Origin of the sequence: Parapedobacter koreensis (assembly GCF_900109365.1) — a bacterium.
GTDB classification, from domain to species: Bacteria; Bacteroidota; Bacteroidia; order Sphingobacteriales; family Sphingobacteriaceae; genus Parapedobacter; species Parapedobacter koreensis.
Genome location: NZ_FNZR01000005.1, coordinates 46,421 through 70,697 on the forward strand (window position 1 = coordinate 46,421; position 24,277 = coordinate 70,697).

At 50.3% G+C, this 24,277-nt stretch carries 23 protein-coding genes; 10 read left to right on the plus strand and 13 right to left on the minus strand.

What is annotated here, in order from left to right; all coding sequences use genetic code 11:
• Nucleotides 1–50: 50 nt before the first annotated feature.
• Nucleotides 51–899, minus strand: a complete 849-nt coding sequence (locus tag BMW65_RS13310; protein ID WP_090606088.1) for a 4-hydroxy-3-methylbut-2-enyl diphosphate reductase — start codon at nt 897–899, stop codon at nt 51–53.
• A gap of 62 nt (nt 900–961) precedes the next feature.
• Entirely contained in the window at nt 962–1,810 is an 849-nt protein-coding gene (locus BMW65_RS13315; RefSeq protein ID WP_090606089.1) for a DUF2306 domain-containing protein, read from the minus strand.
• Nucleotides 1,811–2,017: 207 nt separating this feature from the next.
• On the opposite strand from BMW65_RS13315, the gene BMW65_RS13320 reads away from it, so the two are divergent.
• Nucleotides 2,018–2,443: a nucleoside-diphosphate kinase gene (locus BMW65_RS13320; RefSeq protein ID WP_090606091.1), complete on the plus strand. Its 426-nt coding sequence runs from the start codon at nt 2,018–2,020 to the stop codon at nt 2,441–2,443.
• Nucleotides 2,444–2,463: 20 nt separating this feature from the next.
• Here BMW65_RS13320 and ybeY read toward each other — a convergent pair whose 3' ends face one another.
• Genes ybeY through BMW65_RS13335 form a run of 3 tightly spaced genes read right to left on the minus strand, consistent with a single transcriptional unit; the run spans nt 2,464 to nt 3,613 of the window.
• Nucleotides 2,464–2,898, minus strand: a complete 435-nt coding sequence (ybeY, locus tag BMW65_RS13325) for an rRNA maturation RNase YbeY (RefSeq protein WP_090606092.1) — start codon at nt 2,896–2,898, stop codon at nt 2,464–2,466.
• A gap of 39 nt (nt 2,899–2,937) precedes the next feature.
• Nucleotides 2,938–3,402, minus strand: a complete 465-nt coding sequence (gene ruvX / locus BMW65_RS13330; protein WP_245747634.1) for a Holliday junction resolvase RuvX — start codon at nt 3,400–3,402, stop codon at nt 2,938–2,940.
• A gap of 10 nt (nt 3,403–3,412) precedes the next feature.
• Nucleotides 3,413–3,613, minus strand: coding sequence for a hypothetical protein (locus tag BMW65_RS13335; protein WP_090606094.1), 201 nt, complete (start codon nt 3,611–3,613; stop codon nt 3,413–3,415).
• A 128-nt stretch (nt 3,614–3,741) separates the two neighbouring features.
• Here BMW65_RS13335 and dnaN point away from each other — a divergent pair, with 128 nt between their 5' ends.
• The 5 genes from dnaN to nadD are packed head-to-tail and all read left to right on the plus strand — an operon-like array spanning nt 3,742 to nt 7,607.
• On the plus strand, nt 3,742–4,866 hold the full coding sequence (gene dnaN / locus BMW65_RS13340; RefSeq protein ID WP_090606096.1) for a DNA polymerase III subunit beta: 1,125 nt from the start codon (nt 3,742–3,744) through the stop codon (nt 4,864–4,866).
• 6 nt (nt 4,867–4,872) lie between these two features.
• The gene (locus BMW65_RS13345; RefSeq protein ID WP_090606098.1) at nt 4,873–5,529 is read left to right on the plus strand and encodes a DedA family protein; all 657 of its coding nucleotides are present in this window, start codon (nt 4,873–4,875) and stop codon (nt 5,527–5,529) included.
• A 37-nt stretch (nt 5,530–5,566) separates the two neighbouring features.
• The gene (locus tag BMW65_RS13350; protein WP_090606099.1) at nt 5,567–6,442 is read left to right on the plus strand and encodes a YicC/YloC family endoribonuclease; all 876 of its coding nucleotides are present in this window, start codon (nt 5,567–5,569) and stop codon (nt 6,440–6,442) included.
• Nucleotides 6,443–6,444: 2 nt separating this feature from the next.
• Complete coding sequence (gmk, locus tag BMW65_RS13355) at nt 6,445–7,023, plus strand: guanylate kinase (protein WP_090606101.1); 579 nt, start codon at nt 6,445–6,447, stop codon at nt 7,021–7,023.
• A 5-nt stretch (nt 7,024–7,028) separates the two neighbouring features.
• Complete coding sequence (nadD, locus tag BMW65_RS13360; RefSeq protein ID WP_090606102.1) at nt 7,029–7,607, plus strand: nicotinate (nicotinamide) nucleotide adenylyltransferase; 579 nt, start codon at nt 7,029–7,031, stop codon at nt 7,605–7,607.
• 2 nt (nt 7,608–7,609) lie between these two features.
• Here the strand turns inward: nadD and BMW65_RS13365 are convergent, their stop codons facing one another.
• The 3 genes from BMW65_RS13365 to kduI are packed head-to-tail and all read right to left on the minus strand — an operon-like array spanning nt 7,610 to nt 10,385.
• Nucleotides 7,610–8,380 (minus strand): SDR family oxidoreductase, encoded by a 771-nt coding sequence (locus BMW65_RS13365; protein WP_090606104.1) that lies wholly within the window; start codon nt 8,378–8,380, stop codon nt 7,610–7,612.
• Nucleotides 8,381–8,387: 7 nt separating this feature from the next.
• Nucleotides 8,388–9,521: a DUF4861 family protein gene (locus tag BMW65_RS13370; RefSeq protein ID WP_090606105.1), complete on the minus strand. Its 1,134-nt coding sequence runs from the start codon at nt 9,519–9,521 to the stop codon at nt 8,388–8,390.
• 21 nt (nt 9,522–9,542) lie between these two features.
• Nucleotides 9,543–10,385 (minus strand): 5-dehydro-4-deoxy-D-glucuronate isomerase, encoded by an 843-nt coding sequence (kduI, locus tag BMW65_RS13375; RefSeq protein ID WP_090606107.1) that lies wholly within the window; start codon nt 10,383–10,385, stop codon nt 9,543–9,545.
• Between the two features lie 454 nt (nt 10,386–10,839).
• Between kduI and BMW65_RS13380 the strand changes: the two genes are divergently transcribed.
• The 4 genes from BMW65_RS13380 to BMW65_RS13395 all read left to right on the plus strand — a co-directional run bounded on the left by BMW65_RS13380 (nt 10,840) and on the right by BMW65_RS13395 (nt 13,837).
• Nucleotides 10,840–11,745, plus strand: coding sequence for a helix-turn-helix domain-containing protein (locus tag BMW65_RS13380; protein ID WP_090606108.1), 906 nt, complete (start codon nt 10,840–10,842; stop codon nt 11,743–11,745).
• 79 nt (nt 11,746–11,824) lie between these two features.
• Complete coding sequence (locus BMW65_RS13385; RefSeq protein ID WP_090606110.1) at nt 11,825–12,724, plus strand: oxidoreductase; 900 nt, start codon at nt 11,825–11,827, stop codon at nt 12,722–12,724.
• Nucleotides 12,725–12,894: 170 nt separating this feature from the next.
• Entirely contained in the window at nt 12,895–13,359 is a 465-nt protein-coding gene (locus BMW65_RS13390) for a hypothetical protein (protein ID WP_090606112.1), read from the plus strand.
• Complete coding sequence (locus BMW65_RS13395) at nt 13,337–13,837, plus strand: SRPBCC family protein (protein WP_090606113.1); 501 nt, start codon at nt 13,337–13,339, stop codon at nt 13,835–13,837. Before BMW65_RS13390 ends, BMW65_RS13395 begins: the two co-directional genes overlap by 23 nt.
• A 33-nt stretch (nt 13,838–13,870) precedes the next feature.
• Here BMW65_RS13395 and BMW65_RS13400 read toward each other — a convergent pair whose 3' ends face one another.
• From BMW65_RS13400 to BMW65_RS13420, 5 genes are all read right to left on the minus strand, one after another.
• Complete coding sequence (locus tag BMW65_RS13400) at nt 13,871–16,315, minus strand: alpha/beta hydrolase family protein (RefSeq protein WP_245747635.1); 2,445 nt, start codon at nt 16,313–16,315, stop codon at nt 13,871–13,873.
• 134 nt (nt 16,316–16,449) lie between these two features.
• Nucleotides 16,450–18,342, minus strand: coding sequence for an alkaline phosphatase (locus BMW65_RS13405; RefSeq protein WP_090606115.1), 1,893 nt, complete (start codon nt 18,340–18,342; stop codon nt 16,450–16,452).
• A 28-nt stretch (nt 18,343–18,370) separates the two neighbouring features.
• Nucleotides 18,371–19,903 (minus strand): SusD/RagB family nutrient-binding outer membrane lipoprotein, encoded by a 1,533-nt coding sequence (locus BMW65_RS13410; protein ID WP_090606116.1) that lies wholly within the window; start codon nt 19,901–19,903, stop codon nt 18,371–18,373.
• Between the two features lie 20 nt (nt 19,904–19,923).
• Nucleotides 19,924–23,199 (minus strand): SusC/RagA family TonB-linked outer membrane protein, encoded by a 3,276-nt coding sequence (locus BMW65_RS13415; RefSeq protein WP_177181122.1) that lies wholly within the window; start codon nt 23,197–23,199, stop codon nt 19,924–19,926.
• Between the two features lie 198 nt (nt 23,200–23,397).
• Nucleotides 23,398–24,258: a DUF808 domain-containing protein gene (locus tag BMW65_RS13420; protein ID WP_090606120.1), complete on the minus strand. Its 861-nt coding sequence runs from the start codon at nt 24,256–24,258 to the stop codon at nt 23,398–23,400.
• Between the last annotated feature and the right edge of the window lie 19 nt (nt 24,259–24,277).

Consider the following 24,277-nt stretch of genomic DNA (forward strand, 5'->3'; position numbering starts at 1 on the left):
ATTGGGTTGTATCGGTAAGGTGGTGATAATTTGAAGCTTAGATGACTTAGCTAATAACTTTCTAGCACCGTTTTTACCTGCTCCATCAGCCACATCGGGGTAGAAGTAGCACCGCATACGCCTATGGTGTCACCGGGACTGAACATCTCCAAATGGAGTTCGGCCGGGTCGGAGACAAAATAGCTGTTTGGATTACTTTTAAGGCACACATCATACAACACACGTCCGTTTGATGACTTCTTGCCGGAAACAAACACGACCTTATCGTATTTGCTCGCAAAATCCCCCAAATCATCATACCGATTGGATACCTGCCTGCATATGGTGTCATTGGCTTTCACGTCATATCCCCTGTTGAGCAGCTCGTCCTTGATCGCATAAAACTTATCCGTGCTCTTGGTCGTTTGGCTGTAAAGCGTAAAGCTGGCGGGCAATTCCATTTCATCCAGTTCAGCAATATCCTGAAATACGATAGCCTCACCGTTGGTCTGCCCTTGCAGGCCAATGACCTCGGCATGGCCATGTTTGCCATAGATGAGTATCTTTTCCTGCTGGTCGTAAGAAGTCTTTACTCGGTTTTGCAGTTTAAGTACTACGGGACAGGAGGCATCGATGAGCGTGATATTGTTTTCAAGGGCTGTCCGATACGTTTCGGGCGCTTCGCCGTGCGCGCGGATAAGTACTTTTTCGTTTTTCAGATCAGGCAGGCTGTCGTGGCCGATGATGCGCAGTCCCTTAGCTTTTAGACGGGCTACCTCCTCATCATTGTGCACGATATCGCCGAGGCAATAAAGATAACCATCCTCTTTGAGTATCTCCTCTGCCATATCAATGGCATAGACCACTCCGAAGCAGAATCCGGAATCTTTATCAATGGTTACCTGTAAGTTATAGCCCATTCCATTGCAAAGGTAACGATAAAATTCTATAGCAAGAAGTTCCGGTGCCAGCAATCATCGCTTTAAAGCCCCATCCAATCCAGAATGGGCCTACCCCAGTAAAACTTAATGAAATAGTAGGTACCGGTCAGTAAAAAAAAGGTGATAAGCAAAAGAGCGACCGTGCAAAAACCGTTGATCACTGGCGAAGTGCGGTAGGTACGGGGCCGGATAAACAGTTCGGCCACCAACAGGTTGGGGATATAAAAGAAAAAAGCCATCACTTTGTCGAACAGGCCATGAAAATTTTCGTGCCCAAGTCCACCGGTCAAGAGCATCCAGAAACCATAATCTATGCGGTACAGCCACGAGCCAATTGCCAATGCATAAAGGCGTATCGCCCACGCACGATGCTTATCCATCCGGCCAGCCACAGCATGCCTATACGTCTCTATTGCTGCTACCAGTGTAAGTATGCCATATAGCGAAAAACCGATGTCCATCACAAGTCCACCGACGGTGCCCTTAAGGGCAATGAATAGCAAGCCACCGATAGCGGCGCCTAGGGAGGAAACCACATAAATACGGCCCACCCAACGGTGGAAAGCCGGAAAGTGCTTCCTGAGGGATTTAATCAGCTGAATGCTTCCCAGTATCAAAACGATTCCGCCAAAGGCAAAATGAAGGCCCATACTCGCGGTTGACGTAGCCGATCCTTCGCTATATAAACCCGGCAAAACGTTGTTCCATTGCTCCATGTTGTCTTGGTATAAAGCATCGACATAGAAGGCAAGGATATACAAGCCAAAAAGCCCGGCACTTATCCAAACGGTGACGACTAATAAAAAACTGGAATACCGCAAGGCGGAGACATCAATTCTTCTGTTCGTGTTGGGCACCAATGGTTGTGAGGCGGCATCAATAAGAGACATGGTTCAGTGCGGTTTAAATTAATGTTTAGTCATTTAGCGTCTTACAAAGATAACCTAAAAAAAACAGGTTACAAATACTTTCTCTCCATGTCGTAATGGATAATTCGCCATGCATTTCGGCTGAACATTATTCATTTCCAAGGCAGTTGAGCGATCGGTATATTGCAATTCTTATGCAATATACCTAAGTTTGCAAAAATTTTTTTAATGACAACGACAACGAATAAAACATTCACCATGATTAAGCCCGATGCCGTGCGCAATGGCCACGCCGGAGCTATTTTGAACGATATCATTGCAGGGGGATTTACGGTTGTGGCGATGAAATACACCCGGTTAAGTGAGGAAAACGCCGGTGCTTTTTATGCCGTGCACAAAGCGCGTCCGTTTTTTGGCGAACTGGTAGAATTTATGACTTCCGGCCCGATTGTGGCCGCTATCCTCGAAAAGGAAAACGCCGTAGAAGAGTTCCGTAAATTGATAGGTGCCACCGATCCGGCAAAGGCCGAACCCGGAACCATCCGTAATAAGTACGCGAAATCGATAGAAGCCAATGCCGTCCACGGCTCCGACTCCGATGAAAATGCCGAAATTGAAGGCAACTTCTTCTTTTCGCAGTTTGAGCGGTTTTAATGCCTAAGACCTAACAGGTGTTATAAACCTGTTAGGCTTCTTTGTGCCAGGTAAAAATCCTCCTTCTCCGTCATCAGCGCTTTATCTTCTTTTTTCTTATCCCCATATCCGCAGAGGTGCAGGATGCCGTGGATGATGACGCGATGCAGTTCGTCGTGTTCCACTACACCGAATTTCGCAGCATTCTCACGGATACGATCGATACTGATGAACACATCCCCTGCAATCACCCCCGTCCGCTCACTGTTGTCAAACGTCACGATATCCGTATAGGTATCATGTTGAAGGTATTGCCTATTGATGTCGAGCAAATAAGCATCACTACATAGGATAAAATTGATTTCACCGCATTTGTAGCCCTCAGCCTTAGCCGTCTCCTTTACCCATACGCGTAACGCGGCTTTCTGTTTGGGTTTATAAGTTGTATCTTCTGAAAAAAAATGGACTTGACCCATGGTATGGAAACCTTAAATCTATGGCCAAAGGTAACAAGTTTATCCCTGAAAACTCCGTTTTTCAAGGTAAGACTGAAGAATAAGTACTGCAGCCACACTGTCTATCAATGCTTTATTCCGGCGTTTTTCTTTCCCGAGCCCACTTTGGGCGATAGCTGCTGAGGCTATTTTGGAAGTGAATCGTTCGTCGATTGTTTCGATGGCAACGGCGGGAAACGTGCGGCGCAAAGACCGGATAAAGCCCTTGATGTGTTGGGCAGATTCAGAATCCGTGCCGTCCATTTGCTTGGGCATCCCCACGACAAATATAGCCACCGCCTCATTTCCCAAGTAATTCTTCACATATGCCATCACATCTTTAGCATGCACGGTAGTCAATGCAGTAGCGATTAATTGCAAGGGATCAGTCACCGCAATACCTATACGTTTGGTTCCATAATCAAAAGCCATGATGCGCATAATGCCGCAAAGATAGGTCATCCAACCGTGGAAACCATAAGCCATTGTATCTTTACTAAAAGATATAGAGGAAGTAAATAATGGCCATTATGGTAATAGCAATAATCACGGCTACCCAAATAATCTTGCTTGCAGGCCTATCATTCGGTTCCTTTATGGCCTCGGGTGACGGGGCGGGGTTTTCCTGATGTGCAGCATAGTTGTCCTCCGCTTGAAGATTTCCGTCGCTGTCCGTTCGATGACTATTTGTTTCCATAACAATAAAACATTGGTCTCTCAACTAATCAACAACGGTTTTCAGGGATTGTTTGCGCATTCAAATCACAATCTCATTTCCCGAATACCAAATCTTTTCCTTATCATTGCACGTAATATTATTCGGACATGAGATTTATTGTTTCTACTTCAATATTATTAAAACAACTACAGGCCATCAGCGGAGCCTCCAGTAGCAGTACCGTACTTCCTATATTGGAAAATTTTCTGTTTGAAATCAAGGACAACGTACTTACAATCTCTGCTACGGACCTACAGACCAGCATGGTCACTTCCCTTCCCATTGAGGCTAAGGAAGAAGGCCGTGTAGCCATGCCGTCTAAAATATTGATTGAAACCCTCAAAACGCTGCCGGATCAACCGGTGGCCTTCTCTGTAGACACACAGACGCTGGCTATTGAAATCAGTGCAGGCGACGGTAAATATAAGCTCAGCGGTGAAAATGCGGATGACTTCCCCAAAATTCCCGTTGTAGACAACGCCTCTTCCGTCAGTATGCCGACATCGGTACTGGCAGAAGCCATCAATAAGACCATTTTTGCAGTGAGCAATGACGAGCTGCGTCCAGCTATGTCCGGGGTATTGGTACAGTTTGCCGAGCAATCCATCACATTTGTCGCTACGGATGCCCATAAATTGGTACGCTATCGACGTACTGATATTGGCTCTCCCAAGCCTACCTCGTTGATTTTGCCGAAGAAGGCACTGTCCTTGCTAAAGTCTTCATTGCCCACGGAGGACGTCGGCGTCTCCATGGAATACAATAGCACAAATGCCTTCTTCAAGTTTGGCAGCATACACCTCATCTGCCGCCTGATTGATGAGCGTTATCCGGACTATGAAGCCGTGATTCCACGGGTCAATCCCAACAGGCTGACGCTCGATCGGCATATTTTCCTTAATTCGCTCCGCCGGGTCGTGATCTTTGCCAATAAGACCACCCATCAGGTAAGGCTCAAAATTTCGGGCAGCGAACTGAACATCTCCGCAGAAGATCTCGACTTTTCCAACGAAGCCCACGAACGGCTCAGCTGCCAATTTGAAGGCGAAGACATGGAAATCGGCTTCAACGCCAAATTTTTGGTAGAAATGCTCAATAACTTGGATAGTGAAGAAGTCGTCCTCGAAATGAGCACACCAAACCGTGCTGGATTATTGATTCCCGCTGTTTCGGATGAAAGCGAGGATATCCTGATGTTGGTAATGCCCGTCATGTTGAACAATTTAGGTTAAACAGCCTTGGATCTGATTACGTCACTCATTGACTTCATCCTTCATATCGATCAGCACTTGGTCGAAATCGTCAATGACTATAAGACGTGGACATACCTTATCCTGTTTCTCATTATTTTTATCGAGACTGGGGTCGTTGTAATGCCCTTTTTACCAGGCGATTCCCTGCTCTTCGCCGCTGGAATGCTAGCCGCACAACCGAACGAATTAAATGTTTGGCTAATGATTTTCGTGCTCTTGGTGGCAGCGATAACTGGCGACTCCCTCAACTACGCCATCGGGAAACGCTTCGGAATGCAAGTCACGAGATTCCGGCTTTTTGGGAAACAGGTCGTAAAGGAAGAACACATCGAAAAAACCCAGGCTTTTTACTTAAAATACGGAAGCAAAACCATTGTAATTGCCCGCTTCGTGCCGATTGTCAGAACCCTTGCCCCTTTTGTTGGCGGTATCGGGAGGATGAATTATGGAACCTTTTTAACCTACAATGTGGTGGGTGCGTTACTCTGGGTTATGGGCATCACTTTAGCGGGTTATTTCCTGGGCAATATCCCCATTATCCGGGAAAACTTCTCCAAAGTGGTGCTGCTGATCATTTTCCTTTCTATCCTGCCGATAATTGTGGAAGTTATCCGGGGTAACCGCGCGCATAAATCGGCATAGGCAACGCAAACCTAAAACCTAATTATTACCTTTGCATATGATTAAATCCATGACGGGCTATGGCTTAGGAGCCAGAGACAACCAAAAGGTAAAATACACGGTTGAAATCAAATCCTTAAACTCGAAATTCCTGGAATTGATGCTACGGCTGCCCAAGGCATTTTCAGATAAAGAACTTACGTTGCGCAGTGAATGCTCACGGCTTATCGAACGGGGCAAGGTCAACGTCGTCGTCAGTGTGGAGTATGTCGACCAGACGGCGGCTGCGGCTACCATCAATGCAGGATTGCTCAAAAACTATTACCGTCAATTGGACACTATCGCCGCCGAGCTGGGCGCCGATAAGAGTAAGCTCTTCGAAGTCGCCCTCAATATGCCCGAAGTCATCAGTCACAATGAAGAAGAGGCCGAAGAGGAAGAGGCTGCCTTGCTTATGGGTGCCTTCCAAGATGCCGTGGCCCAGCTTGATCTATTCCGCAGGGATGAAGGCGACGTACTCAAACAAGATCTCTCCTCCCGTACATTGGAAATTCTCAGATTCCTCGGCGAAGTAGAAAGTGTAGAGACGGATCGCATCCCCCTCATCCGCGACCGCATCAGCCACTACATGGACGAGACTGTTGGCAAGGAAAATGTAGACATGAACCGCTTCGAGCAAGAGCTTATCTTCTACATCGATAAATTGGATATCACCGAAGAAAAGGTACGCTTACGCAGCCATTGCAATTACTTCCTGCAAGCCCTTGACGCTGCGGACGCCAACGGCAAAAAACTGGGTTTCATTTCGCAGGAAATGGGCCGCGAAATCAATACCCTGGGATCAAAGGCCAATCACGCGGGCATCCAGCAGATTGTCGTGCGTATGAAGGAAGAGCTCGAAAAGATTAAGGAGCAATTGCTAAACGTACTGTGACCATGGAAGGAAAGCTCATCATATTCTCCGCACCCTCCGGCGCTGGCAAGACCACCATTGTCAGGCACCTGCTGGCCAAACATTCGGATAAGATTTGCTTCTCCATCTCGGCGAGCACGCGCCCACCCCGCGAAGGCGAGGTAGGCGGCAAAGATTACTACTTTATATCCAAGGAAGAATTTTTGCACCGTGTGGCAAAAAAAGAATTTATCGAATTTGAAGAAGTCTACTCCGGCACGTTTTATGGCACACTCCGCTCGGAAGTGGAGCGGATATGGGCATTGGGCAAGCATGTCATCTTCGATATCGACGTGGAGGGTGGATTGCACCTCAAGCGAAAATACGCTGATCGCGCGTTGGCCATATTTGTGCAACCTCCGTCCTTGGAAGTGCTCGTGCAGCGCCTGCGTGCTCGGGGCACTGATAGCGAAGAAAAACTGGCCGAACGGATAGTAAAAGCCGAAAAAGAACTCAGTTATGCCGATCGCTTTGACATCATCCTACACAACGATGATCTTGATCAAGCCTGTGCCGAGGCTGAGCAATTGGTGTTGAACTTTCTACCCCAGGGCAAAAGCTAATCGCCATGCGTACCGTCGGTTTGTTTTTCGGATCGTTTAATCCCATACACACCGGACACCTGATTATTGCCAACTATATGGCACATTACACCGACCTTGATGAGGTATGGTTGGTCGTTTCCCCGCACAATCCGTTGAAGAAAAAAGACTCACTCATCAATATGTATGACCGCTTGGAAATGGTAAACCTTGCCATTGAACATGCCGATGGCATCCGCAGCAGCACCATCGAGTTTTCACTGCCCCAACCCTCATACACCATTGATACACTCACCTACCTCCGGGAAAAACAACCCGCCACGCAGTTTGTGCTCATCATGGGATCCGACAATCTTGCCACGTTTCACAAATGGAAGAATTATGAGCTGCTCTTACGTGATTATCGTATCTTCGTCTATCCACGGCCGGATTATCCCACACCCCCAGAATTGGCAGATCACCCCTCCGTCACCGTCACGGACACACCATTGATGGAGTTTTCCTCCACCTTTATCCGCAATGCGGTGAAGGCGGATAAAAATATCCGCTACTTCGTGCCCGATAGTGTAATGGCCTTCATTGAAAGCAAAGGTCTGTATAAATAAAACTACCTACCCATCCAGCCCCCATCTACCGTGAGGATGGTGCCATGCACGTAATTGGACGCCGCCGATGCCAGGAATACAGCAGGCCCCTTAAAGTCTTCAGGTTCGCCCCAGCGGCCAGCCGGGATACGTTCCAAGATAGCGCGGCTCCGGTCGGCATCTGTGCGTAGCGCCTCGGTATTGTCCGTAGAGATATAACCCGGAGCGATGGCATTTACGTTGACACCCTTCGATGCCCATTCGTTGGCAAAAGCCTTAGTAAGCTGTCCAATCGCTCCTTTTGAGGCCGCATAACCCGGCACGTTAATACCCCCCTGAAACGTGAGCAACGACGCGGTGAAGATAATCTTGCCACTACCCCTTGCCACCATATCTTTTCCGATTTCTCGCGCGAGCACAAATTGCGAATTTTGGTTCACCTCGATGACCTCGTCCCAGTAATCGTCGGGATGCTCCGCGGCCGGCTTGCGCAGTATGGTACCGGCATTGTTAAATAAGATATCTACCTGAGGGTGCTCCGCTCGGATACGATCGATGAACGCATATACAGATTTCCGATCGCTAAAGTCGGCCTGGTAAGCATAAAACTTCCGGCCCATCGTCTCCACCGCTTCCGACACCGCACTTCCCACCAACTCCAGCGATGCCGATACCCCAATGATATCCGCACCCGCTTCAGCGAGGGATTCAGCAATCGCTTTGCCGATACCCCGTTTGCATCCGGTCACCATGGCGACCTTCCCGGTCAAGTCAAATCGATTGTTATTTGCCATATATAGCTTATTTTATTTCTGCCTTTAAGGGTGATGCTTGCCGTTCTTTAAACACCTTCACATAGTCAAACCACGCGTTGGCCGATGTGATGCGACCAGCCTTATTCCACGTCCCTCCATTGAAATACGTAATGGGCTGGCCATCCGATGCGGTCAGTACGGCAATATACTGTGTGGGAAGAGCCTCGTAGCTTTCAAAACCGCCCTCTGCCAACACCACGCCTACACCGGTGATGCCATAGTCACCCTGCTCAGGTTCCCAGTAGCCCAAGATTCCGCGATCTTGCTCGTTAAGAATCTCCCCTTCCACTGCCCGGCGTGCTACGCCAATAGCTGCGGGCAGCGTGCCGCCGCCTTCGATGGAATATGTCACTTCCACCTTATTCAATTGCGAGCCAGCATCCAGGCTGTATACTTTACTTACCGACACCGTTTTTCCGTTCACTTGCCAAGGTTCATAGCCCAGCTTGAAAGTCGTGCGTAGCGGGCCGTTATCGAGGATTTCGTAGGTACGATAATGTTTGCCGTAGTCGATACTGCCGTTGACATATGGCGCTATATCACCCGCACCCAACGTCTGCCCCACCGAGTAATAATCCATCCCTTCGCCATGGTCGGTATGGTAGTCCCCGTGGGCATACCACTTGTCTATCACCAGGTCGGTCGTCCGTTTAGACCACAAATCCAGTCCCTGTGCATCGTCCGGTCTTCCTTCCAAAGCCTTGCCATACATGCGAAAGGCCACCACGTCGTTCTCCCAAGCAAAGTCATCATACCGCTCTGGCACGTAGCGGGCATACGCCTTCGGCTGCAATGCCACCGGCGCTTCGGCTTCAACGGCGAGTGACAGCTCACCCGAAGCAGGAACGGATACCTGCAAAAGTACCTGTTGAGGCGTGTCCGCACCCTGGGTCTCCAATTGGTAAGCGACCTCCTCGCCCGTCGCCACGTCTATCACCCGGAATACACTATCCACGCTGAAGGCAGTTACAAATTCGCCGTAAGGTATACTTACCAGTTCCTCCCGTTCTTGGTTCAACGGATTGCTGATGACTATCGTATGCTCCCGGTTGGCCCCACATGCGGCCGCTAATAGCCCGGCAAAAAAGAAGCAGCCCAGACCATTCATCTTATTTCTCATTATTTTCAGGTTTTATTGCATTTATTTCAAATCGGTAATCGCACGCTTATCCATGTCGTCATAGTCGAGGTTTTCACCCGCCATTCCCCAAATGAAGGTATAACTACTTGTTCCCGCCCCGGCATGGACAGACCATGGTGGAGAGATTACTGCCTGTTCATTATGCATCCAGATGTGGCGTGTTTCCTCCGGTTGGCCCATGAAATGGCTTACGGCTTGGCCTTCGGGTATTTCAAAGTAAAAGTAAACTTCCATCCGACGGTCGTGCGTATGCGCCGGCATCGTATTCCATACACTTCCCACTTTCAGTTCCGTCATCCCCATCTGCAATTGGCAGGTTTCGATGACACTATTGACCAGCAATTTATTGATGATCCGGTGGTTCGCCGTTTCTAAGCTCCCCAGTTCCACGATTTCAGCCTCTGCCTTGGTCACTTTCTTGGTAGGATATGCATGGTGCGCAGGAGCGGAATTGAGGTAGAATTTTGCCGGGGCTGCCGCATCATTACTGGAAAATACCACCTTCTCGTTGCCCTTACCTACATATAGGGCTTCCTTGAAACCCAACTCATATCCCTCACCGTCGACGGTTACCATTCCCGCCCCACCCACATTGATGATGCCCAACTCGCGCCGTTCGAGGAAATAAGGAGCTCTCAATGCATCGATAGTTTCCAGTTGGAGTGGTTTATTCACCGGCTTCGCTCCGCCAGCAATATAGCGGTCATAATGGGTGTATACCAATTGGATTGCATCGTCGGCAAAAACCGTTTCAATTAAAAAGTTCGCCCGCAGCGCCGCCGTATCCAGCGTCTTGGTTTCAGCAGGCCCTATCGCATAGCGCGATTTATAATGTACGCTCATCGTTTTTATTTTATCAGTTCAACACCATAATTGGAATTTGTGCTAAGTTAAACACATTATCACAACTATGCAAACGTTTACGCTATTGCCCGACAATATGCTAAAATGGGCCTCATCAAGGACGGCGTCAATGCTGCAGGCAGCCATTCGCAGCTATGAAAGGAACAAATTTAGTTCAGTTAAGCCGCGTTAAGCCAATAAAAAAAGTCCCGAAACGGGGAGAATCGGGACTTCTTAACTAACCAATTATAAACCTAAATTATGAAAAGACAAATCTTATGCTGCAAAGATACGAAGCGCCGCATTCATAAAAAACAGTTAATATGTTAAGAATTGTTAAACTAATTAACTACGCCAGTGTGTCGGGGTTCATCGTTTCCAGTGCTTTTGCGTCTATGGTTTCAGCGCCCGCTTTATGTCCAGTATTGTAAATTGATTTTTATATTTTTGCACGATGGCACCAGTGACCAGCCTACAAACGTTCTATCAGCAGTTGCACCGCGAGACCGAGCAACTGTCTCCCGGTGCGGGGCACTTCAACCTGTTTCGGGTAGAGGATCTCGAATTGCCCAACAGCAAGCCTGTCAGCTACAGCCGACGTGATTTCTTCAAGATTAGCTTGGTTACGGGCGATAGCAAAATTCATTACGCCGACCGAACCGTGGATACCCATGGCACAGTGCTGGTATTTACTAATCCCATGATTCCCTTTTTCTGGGAGCGGATCAGCAAAAGGCAAACCGGTTTTGTCTGCGTGTTTACCGAAGCTTTCTTTGCGCGTTACGGGCAGATCAAAGATTTCCCCGCCTTCCAAGGCCCCGCTACGGGTATCGTCCAGTTGGCTGACGACCAGACCGGCCATTTCCAGGAATTCTTCGAACGAATGTACGCCGAGCTCCATGGCGATTACATTTTCAAGTACGACCTGCTGCGCAACCAGCTGCTGGAGCTGGTGCATGAAGCGCAGAAGCTGCAACCTATTTCGGGCCAACTTGTCAGCGCCGCCAATGCAGCCGAACGCATCGCCGGCCTGTTTGCTGAGCTGCTCGAACGTCAGTTTCCCATTGAGATGACCAGCCAAGTGCTGCGATTGCGATCGGCCAAGGACTATGCCCAGCAGTTGCATGTGCACGTCAATCACCTCAACAAAGCCCTTAAGACCATCACTGGCCATACCACCATGCAATTAATCGCCGAGCGCATGATGCAGGAAGCCCGTATATTGCTCAAAAGTACCGACTGGACCATCGGCGAGATTAGCCGCTCCCTTGGCTTCGAGGAGCCCAATCACTTTTCCGCATTTTTTAAAAGCAAGTCCGGTCAAAGCCCCAATCATTTCCGTCAGACACAGAAAGATTGATTTTTATAGCTATTGCTTTCTTTTTTGTAGCGCTGTTTCTTGGCCTGCAACGCACCTTTGCATAAAAAAACAATTCATAATGTGGACAACAAAAGACATGCCCGACCAAACGGGCAAAACAGCCATCGTCACCGGTGCCAACGCCGGTATTGGCTACGAGACCGCCAAAGCACTCTATGAAGCAGGCGCACAGGTCATCATGGCTTGCCGTGATACTGAAAAGGGCAACCAAGCAGCAGCATCCATCCGCACACCGGACGGCAAGGGCACGTTGGACGTCATGGCGCTCAACCTAGGAGACCTGCGCGCGGTAGCAACATTCGCAGGCCAGTTCATTGCTGCCCACGAGCGGCTGGACATCCTCATCAACAACGCCGGGGTGATGATACCACCATTAGGAAAAACGTCCGAGGGCTTTGAACAGCAGTTCGGCGTCAATTTTATCGGGCACTTTGCACTTACAGGCAGCCTTTATCCATTACTGCGATCTACTCCTGCTTCCCGTATTGTGACAGTCAGCAGCATGGCTTACCTGCATGGCACCATCGACTTTGACAATCTGAAAGCGGAGAAAGGGTATAACCCGATGCGCGAATACGCACAAAGCAAGCTGGCAGACATCCTATTTACGCTGGAGTTGCACCGACGGATCAGCGCGAAAGGAGACGATGTCCTGTCTATCGCTGCACAACCCGGAGCCAACAAGACCGAGCTTTCCCGGCACATGACTCCGGAAGAATATGATGCCGCCGTCGCCCGTTTCGGTGAGCTGATGGAGCCGTGGCAGGGCGCGCTGCCCTCGCTCTATGCCGCTACCTCGGCGGATGTCAAGGGCGGGGCATTATACGGCCCTCACGAACCCGGTGGATACCGTGGTTACCCTGCGATGGATACACTTGCTCCGCATGCATTGGACGAACAGATTGCGGCCAAGCTCTATGCTTTTGCCGAAGCGGTCACCGGTGTCCGCCTGCCATAAACGGACACTATAGCATACGACGGCGAGGTCATCCTATTGGATTTCCGCTACGACGTACTCAATGGATGATTGCTTTCGGGGGATTAGCATCCGTTTCATTGAGGCACTTTAGTCTTTTGCTACAAACTCGGCGCGCGTTTTGCGGAAGGCAACGGATAGCTTGAATAAACATGGACAACCGGTATCATACCATCAAAACTTCCCTGTTGGCTGCTTGCCAGCAATATGTAGACCAACGCATCGCCAATGCCCAGCAGGCCATCGAGTCTGCAAGCGATGCCGCTACTGATGACACCAAAAGCAGTGCAGGCGACAAGTTTGAAACTACACGCGAAATGATGCAACAGGAAATTGACAGGCATCAGCAGTTATTATTAGATGCACAGCGGATGGAACAGGTGTTGGCCACGCTGGATATACAACCTCAGGCAGGTCCCGCAAAGTTGGGTAGTCTCATAGAAACCAGCCGTGGGACATTTTTTCTTGCCATCAGCGCGGGTCGGCTTGAGGTAGACGGCAGCACTTACATGGTCGTATCCACGGCTTCCCCTATCGGTCAGCGGTTGGCCGGCCTGGAAGCGGGCAGCCGTTTCACATTCAACAACATGGAATATGTCATCAAGCAAGTCGCCTGACGGCCTACGCTACCCACATCACATGACAACTTCTTTTTCAACGGCGATCACCATTGATACAACCAAGGCCAAAGTGTGGACCTCGCTGACCGATCCCGAAACAATGGCCACATGGCTCGGTGAACCCGAGATGCAAATCGACGTGCAAACGGATTGGCAAGTTGGTTGTCCTATCTTTATCCGCGGCTTCCATCACATTCCATTTGAGAATAAAGGTGTTGTGTTGCACTACGACGCAGAGGTGAGATTAGCTTATTCCCACCTCAGCTCCATCTCCCGCCTTGCGGACGAGCCCACGAGCTATTCAATCCTTGAATTTAGCTTAGCACCCAGCGGCAACCAAACGCTACTGACGCTTACGATATCAAATTTCCCCACGGAAACCATCCGCAAGCATCTGGAATTTTACTGGCGAACGACCATGCTACAAATCAAACAGATTGCAGAGACCGCCGACAACCGAAAAGACCCATCTTAGGCTTTCCACGATGGCGACAACGATCAAGTCCTGCTATTTTTCCTTATTCTTCACATAGTTTTCCAGCCATTGGTCTTGCTCCCAAAAGGTGTGCAGCACACCTTCGCGGCTCCGGTAGCCATGAAATTCCTTGGGCAGCAACACCAAACGTACGACACCGCCATGGCCTTTGATTGCGGCATATAACCGTTCGCTCTGGATGGGAAAGGTACCGGAGTTTTCATCATCCATACCATGGGTCATCAATAGTGGAGCTTTAATTTGCGACGCATAGGTAAAAGGAGACATCGCATCATATACGTCTTTGGCCTGCCAATACGTGCGCGCTTCGCCCTGGAAGCCGAAGGGCGTCAGCGTACGATTGTAAGCACCGCTACGCGCTATGCCTGCCGCAAACAAGTCAGTATGGGCAAGCAAGTTGGCCGTCATAAATGCCCCATAGGAGTGTCCACCTACAGCGATTCTATTCCTATCGGCTACCCCCATATCCACCACATAATCGATCAATGCACGTGCATTATCCTCAATCTGTTGGATGAAAGTATCGTTCGGCTCATTGTCGCCTTCGCCAACGATAGGCATGTCTGCCTGATCCAGCACCGCATAGCCGCGCGTCACCCAGTATACAGGTGAGCGGAACGCCAGCACCGGATAGCGGTGTGCAGAACCTTTTACCTGGCCAGCGGCCTCCTTGGTTTTAAACTCACGCGGATACGCCCATATCAATACCGGCAGTGGTGCATCACCTTTTTTGAAGTCGGCAGGCAAATATAACGTGGCACTAAGCGTCAAACCATCTTTACGCGGGTATGACAGCAGTTGCTTCTGTACGGATTTCAAGCTGGGGTACGGATCTGGAAAATTGGTCAATTGGCTTTCCTTTTTGCCTTTCAGCGTTACCGCAAAAAGGTTTGGCGACGCGGTAGAAGACTCGCGGGTAAAGTACACTACATCATCATTGTTGAAGAAGGCAGGCTCTTCATAGTAACCTCGCTGCGATTTGAACAATGTGTCCACCTTTCCATCATCCAGTTTCCATTTCAATACAAATGGCCGGTCGCCTTCCGGCGAAGCACCCAAGCCCTTTGTAAAGACACTTCCTGTTTTATCAGCCAATAACAATCCTTTCGAGCCAATGATAAAATCACCCGGATCCGTATACGTATCTTCCGATTTGCGGGTAGACAAGGTTTTCACCACCTTAGCCGAGGCAGGATCTATCAATGTCAGTTTGGTGCTTCTGTCCTTTCGCCAGTTTTCGCTGACAATGGCCCAATCCTCACCCCAGTATACACTTCTAATCCGGTAATTGGCCGCATAGATTTTTTTCTTTGCCCCCATATCAAACGGTTCGCCCACCGCAAACAGTTCATCCCGAAACGCAGCCTCCTGATCCGGGTTGCCCTGGTCCGGCGCTTCCAGCCAAGTCACTGTCGCGTCCACGTTCTTTTGCCATGCGAAGTTTCTGGGGCCAGCTATCACCGCATCAAAGCTCGGTGGCAGGTTATCTGCCAAGGGCGTTGTATACAGTGCTTTCACCGGCGTGCCGTCTGCCGACCAGATTGATACGGCTGTCGGGAAGCTGGAAATCGGCACAACGTATGAATACGGACGTACCACCTTTTCCACCAGGAGGTATTTCCCATTTGGCGAAAATGACACACGTTCGAAAATACCGGGGTCACCGATGTTCCTTGTCGTGCCATCCAGCCCCACTTCCACCAATTGTGCGGAGAGGTAATATTCCATCAATTCCTCATCATAGGCGTTGGCAAGCAGGTTTTGGTACGTGCGTGCAGGTGCTATGCCACCGAGATTTTCCTGCACTACCGGCCCTTCGGGTACCGCCGGTGCCGGGGGCACCGGGCCACGCTGCTGAATCACCTGACGCACGAGCAGGGCATCGCCGCCTTTTGCCCACTGGAATGACTCGCCATAGGTATCATTTACCCCGCTCAACATTTTCCTTGCCGAGCGCTGGCCGAAATCGGCCACCCACAATTCCGTATCGTGGAGGGATTTGTTTAAAAAGGCAATGCCATTTCCCTTGGGCGACCATTTTACGTCAGCTATCTGTACCCCTTCGGGCAATCCAGCCAAGCTAAACTCCTCACCCGTTGTTAAATCTCGTACGGTTGCCGATTGGTAAGTATCGGCCACTTCAGCCACCCATGTGTTGGTGATCGGGTTGATGCGCAAGCCCGCAATGCCCAGTATCGGCTGCGCGACCTGTTCGATCGACTCATAGCCAGGAGGGTGCAAGATCATTAACCAATGGCCATCCGTACTGAAAAGGTATGCAGCGGGGCGCGGGGCGTCTACCAAATCCACAATGCTTTGCGGAGGCAATTGGTATTTCAAGTTCTGCTGGGCAAATGCGCCCTGCGCCAAGGAAAGTAGCAATAGCCACAGGCAAGATGCGCCCGATCGGCGCATTTTAAGTGTATAAATACGTATAAAATCCCTTTGCATCTCCATTAAATTTGCTCGCTTAGATTTGTTTTGTCCAAACGTAGGGATTTATAGGCATTTATGGGCCAAAACTGCATCAAATAACAAAAATTTTATACTTTTTCTAGCCCGTGGCTATTGGCATCGCGATGTTCAACGCATTAGTCGATCCCCAATAGTTTGTAGATACGTTTTGCGATCTCCGAATTATCCACGAATCCCTGGAAATGTTCTGCCCCCGGGCCGTATGCAGCCAGCGGTACCGGGATGCCGGTATGGTCGGTGGTCGCAAAACTGCCCAGTACATGACCGGTTTCGTAGTTGCCGTCCAGCACCACGAGACCGCCGGTTTCATGATCGGAGGTGACGATGACCAGCGTTTCACCATCGGCATCCGCATATTCCAACGCTTGGCCCACCAATTTATCGAAGCTCAAGTATTCGGTAACGGTGAATGGCGTAGAATTGCCATGGCCACCACCGTCGATCTTGGCCCCCTCAACCATCAGGAAGAAGCCGTTGCCGCCACTTTTAGCGTCCAGAAACTTTGCTGAGGGAAGGAATGCATGTTCGATCATACGGTAGCCGGTATTGATGCTGCCTTGCTCACTGCTCAATTTATCCCATTCGCGGCTTACTTGGTCGCCCGCAAAAGCCAGTACGCGCTTGCTTTTGCTATTTTCGATACCGTCCACACCCTCTTGCACGTCGAATCCCTTATCCCGTAATTGACGGAGCAATGTGCTGTCGGCTTTGGCAAAAGCAGCCGGGAAGCCGCCAACAACCAATGAAAGTTTTGAATCCAGCAAGTCATAAGCAATGCTGTCGGACATGTCCCGTTCGCTCACATGTGCATAAAACGAAGATGGTGTCGCTCCCGTCACACGATCATTGGATACAATGCCGCTGACCATCCCTTTCACGGCGAGGCGATCGGGAATATTGGTCACCGGATTACCCAGGGTATCTACGCCGATATAGCGGTTGCGTGTTTTGACGCCGGTCGCCAAAGCGCTACCACCCGCAGCGGAGTCAGTATGGTAGTTGTCTGTCGAGCCGGTGTATAAATAACCCGTGTATGGCATATTGAGCACATTCAGCAAACCGCGATTGGCGATGGCCGCCGCCCACAGCTGTGACAAGCCGGCCCCATCGCTGATCAGCAGGATGACGTTGCGCGGAGTCGCACCCGGTTTAGCGCTGTAGCGCGGTTGGTAAGGCGCATAAGACAGCTGCTCCCGGTAAGAATGCTGGGGATAGTTGCGCATAAACTCCGATACGCCGATCGGGTTATCGGTATTGATGTAATCAATACCCAGCTTGACCCACTCGTACCAAGTGGTCCGCGTATCCGGACTCGCCCAGAAGCGGATTTTCTTTCCGATGCGGTGTACAGAATCCACGATAGCCGTCACTTTATTCAAATCCGGTTCGGTGAGCCTGCCCAAGCCGTTCCATTTGGAGATGGCGGGAAAAGGAGCACTGAATAAACCGATACGAGCCAACTGTTCTGGAGTATAATCTGCCCCGAGATCCCCATCAAAGAAAAAGATTTCATCGAAGTCAGCAAAGTTGGCCGCCTTCGGTTTGTTTCCGCTGATCACCAGCTTCACTGCTTTGGGGTTGTTTTTGCTATCGAAATAGTCGTGGTGAGGACGTAGTTTCTCCGTCAGCACCTTAAGGATGGCCGTACCGTCGGTTTTGGGGTCAATCAACAACTGCAATTGTCCCTGCTCAGGATAGAGGTAACCGTCTTCCGAATCCTTGAAGGCTTGAAGGATCGGTTGTAGATATAACTTGTCAAAGGTGCGTTCACTGCTGATTTCCTTTGCCTCGTGCGCCACGTACAGCTCGCCATCCCGGAGAAACAAATCCACCTCTATAGACCCGAAGCCCAGGCTATACGCCATGGTAAACGGGTTGTTGCGGGTGTAATCGTTGTGGGAATGTGCATTGCCCACGTAGCCTACGGGACGGATCTGCGATAAAGCGGGCGCCGCGGCCAAAAGTGCCGCGCCCAGTCCGAGTATATGGATGATGTTATTCGTTTTCATAATCGTCTTTTTTTTGTTGCTATTTTTTTTAAGGCTGGAACCAAACAGGCACGTTATGATCCGGCATATCGCCGCCCATGTGCTGGTTTACCCATTCGGCCAAGCTTGGATTATTCTGCTCATTATCTGAATACACATAGCGCACAGGAATGGCTGACAATACCGATGGGCCAGGATGTATCTCAGGCACACCCGTACGGCGCCATGAAGCCCAGCCTTCGAAGCCATTCAGGAAGCTATCGATAAAATATTGCTCGGCAATCTGCTCCAAGCCGCGCGCAGGATTATATTGGTTTGCATCGATGGCCCAATAGGCGGCACGCTGGTTGTCGTCAATGTACGGATTCTGTATCTGCGTCTGGCTCCCTACTTGCTGCCATTTGCCGAATGACGCATCTACCGCTTGCCGATACACGTCCGCAGCTGCCCCGTTGACCCCCATACCCCGCTGGATAGCTTCAGCTTTCATCAGCAGCAATTCCGAATAGGTCATCAGGAAGGCCCGGTTTTCCTGACGGATGCGACGCCCGATGACAGAAAAGTCTCCTTCATTTAAGCCCGTCTGTGTATACAGGGCCGTTTGTTCCGTCGAGCTTAGCCCCGCCTCCTGACCGCGGTATTCCAGTGGTACGGACGAAGATGATGCATTGGCCAGATACGAATTGCGCGTAGGCGCCGCATATATCCGCAGGCGAGGGTCAGTTGTGTTTTGCAACAAGTCTATCAGGGTCACACTGATACGGCTGTTGTCGCCGAAGTTGACCCCACTGCCATCCGACGGTGGGTTTTGGATATACCAGCGGTAGAAGTCACTGCTGTTGTTGTACATCAGGGTAGCACCGTCAGCCACGCTGGTAAATACCGGATATTGTGCCGGATCGTTGAAGATGGCCGCAACCTGTGCTGAGACATCTTTCTTGGCTGATTGGCGCATCAGAATGCGTATTTTCAATGAATTAGCAAACTTACGCCATTGTGTCGGGTCGCCATCATACAGGATGTCACGACCAACAGCGACAGCTGGCGGCACTCCTGATAATAGTTGGTTGGCCGTTTCGAGATCTTCTATCATGCGGGTATAAACCTCTTCCTGCGCTTGATAGCGCGGAAATTCCAATCCGTCTACATTGCCCATGCCGGCTTCATCGTAAGGAATGTCGCCAAAGGCGTCAGTCATTAGGGATAAGATGTATACTTTATTGATGTATGCCAGTGCCTCGTAATGAGGTTGTCCCGCCGCTTGGGCGATTTCTTTCATTTGATTGACATCCTTGATCAATCGCATCGCACCATTCCACTCCTCACGCCAGGAGGCTCCGGTAAGGTTGTAACGGCCGTCACTTTCGCTGGTGCCACCCAAGTACGCCAAGTGCTGGACATACTGTCCGGCGCGTGTGCCACTGGCGGTCATGGTACCCACTCCCCCGCTGATGATTGGCGGAAGCAGCATTTCTGCTGGTACCGTAGCCGGATTATTGGGGTCGATGTTGATTTCTTCAAAGTTGCTGCATGCCTGGAAGGTCAAAACTGCCACCACAAGGCCAAAGATATATTTCTTCATAAGGTCTATTCCCTTTACAATTAAAAATTAACGCTTAATGACATGCCGAAGGTACGCATCGATGGCAAAGACATCGCTTCCACGCCCACAAATTGGCCATCGTATGCCGATACTTCCGGATCGATATGCGGTACATCCGACCATAGCAATAGATTCCTGCCCACAAATGATAGGGCAGCACCTTTTAGCGGCGTGCGGCTCAGCAAGCTGCTTGGCAACGCGTAGCCGATTTTCAGCTCACGCAGTTTGATATAAGAAGCATCAAAGGTAGCGATACGGTCATTGTTGTAGTAAGCACGCCAGTAATCGCGCACAGGGATTTCCACGGCATTGGGTTGTCCGGTGTCGATGTCTATCCCTTCGCCTACGATCACACCAGCACCGTTTTCATCGCGGAAAGGCAACGACTCGGGCAAGCTCCCAGCGTTGATACCGTCGATGTACGTACGCGAGTGTACCACGCCGCCTTTCTGACCGCCAAATAAAAAGCTCAGGTTCCAGTTTTTATACTTGAATTCGTTGGCGATGCTGCCAATCCAGTCGGGATTGACGTTCCCGAGGTATCCCCAGTCGCCGTTTTCTTCCTGCGGCAAACCATTGCGGTGGGTCAGCTGGCCGTTTCCGTCGTAGATGAGGTAATCCCCATACAGCGAGCCGAAGGAGCCATCGCCCTTGGTGTTTTCGGTGCGCAGTTCCAACGATGCCCAACGCTCCAGCTGGCGGATGCGGGAGATCCCCCGGTCTTCGGCCAGCGAAACCACTTTGTTGCGATTGAAGGAGTAATTGACAAAGACATTCCAGGAAAAGTTGTCGTTGCGGATAGGCGTCACGTTGAGCATGGCTTCCATGCCATGGTTGGTCATCTCACCCACGTTCAGCAATTTGGTGTCATAGCCCGCCGAGGGGTTGAGCGTTACAGGGATAATCAAATCGGTGGTGATGCTCTTGTAGTATGTCAGATCCAGTCCCAGACGGTTGTTGAAAAACCGGGTATCAAAGCCAAACTCATAGGAAACCACCTTTTCCGGGCGGATGTTTTCGTTGGGATAATTGTTGTTGTGCACGGCAACGGTCTCACCACCCCAGCCCTGCGACACGAGGAAGTTGGCCAACGTGCGGTAAGGCTCCAGGTCGCGGCGTACGGATGAGGCCGCGCCGCGGATCTTGACCATGTTTACCTGGCTGCTGGTCCAGCCAAACAGTTCGGAAGCGATGACGCTCAGCGATGCCGATGGGTAGAAATAAGAATTATTTGCCTTGGGCAATGCACTCGACCAGTCATTGCGACCCGTCAAGTCCAAGTACAGCAGGTCGCGGTAGCCCAGCTGGGCCGTACCATAGATGGAGTTTATGCGTTTCTCTTGGTAGGTATTGCCCGCCAGAATGGGGGCAGCATTGTTAGTCAAGTTATACACGTTGGGAATGGCCAGGCGCGGGGCGATTGCTCCCAAGCGTTTCGAAACCTGTGTCATTAAATTCCCCCCGACAGATGCATTCAAGGAAAAATCGCCGCTGAAGCGTCCGTCATAGGTCAGCAACATATCGTGGTTGGTCTCCAGGAAATATACGTCGTCTTCTTGATAGTATCCATTGCGATACTGGTTGGATGACACGGCATGGCGCATCGTACGCTTATCGTTATAGAAATCCCGCCCTGTGCGCACCATCAGCCGTAAGGAGGGCAGGATGTCATAGGTTGCCTTCACATTGCCGTACACACGGTCGCGGTTATTGCCGTTCAAGTTTTCATAAGCCACAAAATACGGATTATTCCACACCGTTCCGTTCATGTTGAAAATCGGCGAGTTTTGTTCCGTGTTATTCGTTCCCGGTCGCCAGTAGTCTTTCAAGGAATTGATATCCAAGTTGCGGGGCATGTATAAGAAAATACGCATGATAGCATCTTCGTTTTTTGCCCCGGAGCTGGAGCGGTTGTCGCTATCAGTGTTCACCCAATTCATCGACACATCAAGACGCAGCTTGGGGATGATCTGATAGCCCGCATTGACCCCCAGCGAATTACGGCCCAGATCGGTATTGGGTACCATACCCGTTTGCGTCATGTTGGTATACGAAAAGCGGTAGTTCAAGCGGTCGCTGCTTCCTGCGATAGCGAGGTTGTGGGTGAAGGTCTTGCTGGTTTCAAGGAAGTCCTTCAACTGGTTGCGCTGTGCTACGAAGGGGGTGGCGATGCGTTCGCCAGTTTCCGGATCGATGGGCGAGTCCCATTGCTTGATTAGTTGGCCATTTAATGCGGGGCCCCAGTTTTCCAGGACGTTGTCATATTTGCTTCCATCCGTACCGGCGCCGTCTACATATTCATAAACACCATAGCGGCCTTGGCCATATTCATACTGATAGTCCGGCAATTTCAGCGGCGTCCCAAAGTCGGCATGGGTATTGAACGAAACGCCAACACCTTTGGCTCCCCTGCCCGATTTGGTGGTAATCAACACGACCCCATTCGAAGCGCGCGAACCATATAGGGCAGCAGCATTGGGACCTTTCAATACCGAAATGCTTTCGATATCGTTCGGGTCAATTTCCCCAGCGGCGTTGCCGTAGTCTACTTCGCCTTCGCCTCCCGTTAAATTCGGGTTGTTGAAATCCTGCCGGCCAGTAAATGCGCGGGTCGATTGCTCGTTGTTGTTGCTGATGGGCACGCCATCTACGACAAACAGGGGCGAGTTGTTGTAGTTATATCCGCTCACGAAGTTTTGTCCACGGATTTGGATGTTTGACGATGCACCTACCCCTCCAGAAGAGTTGGTAATATTCACCCCGGCTACGCGGCCGCTCAACGTGTTAATCAGGTTCGTTTCGTGAGCCTCCTGAATGGCATCCCCACCCACCTGTTGTACGGAGAATCCCACGGACTTTGCTTCGCGGGTGATGCCCAATGCCGTGACCACCACCTCTTCCAATTCACTGGATTTGGCTTGGAGCGCAAATGTCAGGTGCAGATCCTCACCAGCTTTCACATTTGCCGACTGGCTTGACACGTCGAATGATACGTGATTCGCCACAATAGTATAGCGCCCCGCTGGCAGTGAAAGGCTAAAATTGCCGTTGGCGTCGGTGCCGATAGTCTGTCCGGTTTCGGCAATGCGGATGGTCACATTGGCCTGTGTTTGGCCATCGGCGTCGGTCACACGGCCGGTGATACGGCCGGTTTGCTGTTGGGCATGTACCAGGGTCGTTGCGGCACTGGCCAGTGGGGCAATGCCGAAGAGCAGGCTGTACATCAATAAGGATGCACCGGAGGCACGTTTTACATAGCGAATGTGCCGATTCATTTGTTTACGAAATAAAATCATAGTATGTGCTGATACGGATAAGATGTAGTATACGCCCGCAAAAGTGGAGGAGAGGTATTAACTGAATATTGGGTTAAGGTTGTATTTAGGTGAAGACTGACACACATCGCCTATCGGTAGGCGTACCGCCGAATTTCATTCAAAGGCCGATACAGGCACACAACGTGCCTTTTTATGTCATTTCCGGGAAAACACCTTTTTGCCCGTTGCCAAAATTGCAACCGCGATTATTCCCGCCACTAAGCCGATCACCATTTCTTTGAGGAGCGGAGGCAACGCGGGCAAAATATGATGTAAGTAGTCAATATTGTGAACAAATATACCGCCTGACACCAAAATCAGCGCAATGGTACCGATTACAGCCAATGACTTGATCACCACAGGCAGGGAGTTTACCAGCAAATGTCCAAGTTTAGCAGGCCACCCCTTATCACCCGTACGTTTTATTAGGTCATAGCCGGTATCATCCATCCTCACGATGAGCGCTACAATACCGTAGACACCTACGGTGGCCAGCAGCGCAACCACCGAAACCGTCAGGATCTGTATCGATAGCCTTTCTTCCAGCACGGTTCCCAAACCAATGATTACAATTTCTATCGACAGGATGAAATCGGTGGTCACCGCCGCTTTTATTTTTGTCTTTTCTGCGTCGCTACCGTCTTCCCTCCGTTCTTCAACCACCTCGTGCCCTTTTTTCGGCCGATGGAAGAAATATTCCATGATTTTTTCAACGCCTTCGTAAGCCAGGTAAAACCCACCCAAAATCAGGATGATCGTTATCGCGATCGGGAGGAAGACATTGAGCACCAGCGCAATGGGGATGATGATAAGCTTGTTGAGCAACGACCCTTTTGTAATGGCCCATAGCACCGGCAGTTCCCGAGATGATAAAAAGCCTGTCGCTTTTTCGGCGTTGACGGCCAGGTCGTCGCCCAATATTCCAGCGGTCTTGCGTGTCGCTATTTTGCTTGTAGCCGCCACGTCGTCCATCAAAGCGCCTATATCGTCCAGAATCGCAAAAAAACCCGATGCCATGTTGTGTTACTATCTGGCC

Bases quoted from the DNA above. Each gene is read 5' to 3' on its own strand.
- BMW65_RS13335 (WP_090606094.1), bottom strand. From the start codon at position 3,613: ATGGAAACAAATAGTCATCGAACGGACAGCGACGGAAATCTTCAAGCG.
- BMW65_RS13365 (WP_090606104.1), bottom strand. From the start codon at position 8,380: ATGGCAAATAACAATCGATTTGACTTGACCGGGAAGGTCGCCATGGTG.
- BMW65_RS13395 (WP_090606113.1), top strand. From the start codon at position 13,337: ATGTCATCAAGCAAGTCGCCTGACGGCCTACGCTACCCACATCACATG.
- BMW65_RS13410 (WP_090606116.1), bottom strand. From the start codon at position 19,903: ATGAAGAAATATATCTTTGGCCTTGTGGTGGCAGTTTTGACCTTCCAG.
- BMW65_RS13320 (WP_090606091.1), top strand. From the start codon at position 2,018: ATGACAACGACAACGAATAAAACATTCACCATGATTAAGCCCGATGCC.
- dnaN (WP_090606096.1), top strand. From the start codon at position 3,742: ATGAGATTTATTGTTTCTACTTCAATATTATTAAAACAACTACAGGCC.
- BMW65_RS13405 (WP_090606115.1), bottom strand. From the start codon at position 18,342: ATGAAAACGAATAACATCATCCATATACTCGGACTGGGCGCGGCACTT.
- BMW65_RS13380 (WP_090606108.1), top strand. From the start codon at position 10,840: ATGGCACCAGTGACCAGCCTACAAACGTTCTATCAGCAGTTGCACCGC.
- ruvX (WP_245747634.1), bottom strand. From the start codon at position 3,402: ATGGCTTATGGTTTCCACGGTTGGATGACCTATCTTTGCGGCATTATG.
- BMW65_RS13415 (WP_177181122.1), bottom strand. From the start codon at position 23,199: ATGAATCGGCACATTCGCTATGTAAAACGTGCCTCCGGTGCATCCTTA.
- BMW65_RS13420 (WP_090606120.1), bottom strand. From the start codon at position 24,258: ATGGCATCGGGTTTTTTTGCGATTCTGGACGATATAGGCGCTTTGATG.
- nadD (WP_090606102.1), top strand. From the start codon at position 7,029: ATGCGTACCGTCGGTTTGTTTTTCGGATCGTTTAATCCCATACACACC.
- BMW65_RS13310 (WP_090606088.1), bottom strand. From the start codon at position 899: ATGGGCTATAACTTACAGGTAACCATTGATAAAGATTCCGGATTCTGC.
- BMW65_RS13350 (WP_090606099.1), top strand. From the start codon at position 5,567: ATGATTAAATCCATGACGGGCTATGGCTTAGGAGCCAGAGACAACCAA.
- kduI (WP_090606107.1), bottom strand. From the start codon at position 10,385: ATGAGCGTACATTATAAATCGCGCTATGCGATAGGGCCTGCTGAAACC.
- gmk (WP_090606101.1), top strand. From the start codon at position 6,445: ATGGAAGGAAAGCTCATCATATTCTCCGCACCCTCCGGCGCTGGCAAG.
- BMW65_RS13385 (WP_090606110.1), top strand. From the start codon at position 11,825: ATGTGGACAACAAAAGACATGCCCGACCAAACGGGCAAAACAGCCATC.
- BMW65_RS13315 (WP_090606089.1), bottom strand. From the start codon at position 1,810: ATGTCTCTTATTGATGCCGCCTCACAACCATTGGTGCCCAACACGAAC.
- BMW65_RS13370 (WP_090606105.1), bottom strand. From the start codon at position 9,521: ATGAGAAATAAGATGAATGGTCTGGGCTGCTTCTTTTTTGCCGGGCTA.
- BMW65_RS13390 (WP_090606112.1), top strand. From the start codon at position 12,895: ATGGACAACCGGTATCATACCATCAAAACTTCCCTGTTGGCTGCTTGC.
- BMW65_RS13400 (WP_245747635.1), bottom strand. From the start codon at position 16,315: ATGGAGATGCAAAGGGATTTTATACGTATTTATACACTTAAAATGCGC.
- ybeY (WP_090606092.1), bottom strand. From the start codon at position 2,898: ATGGGTCAAGTCCATTTTTTTTCAGAAGATACAACTTATAAACCCAAA.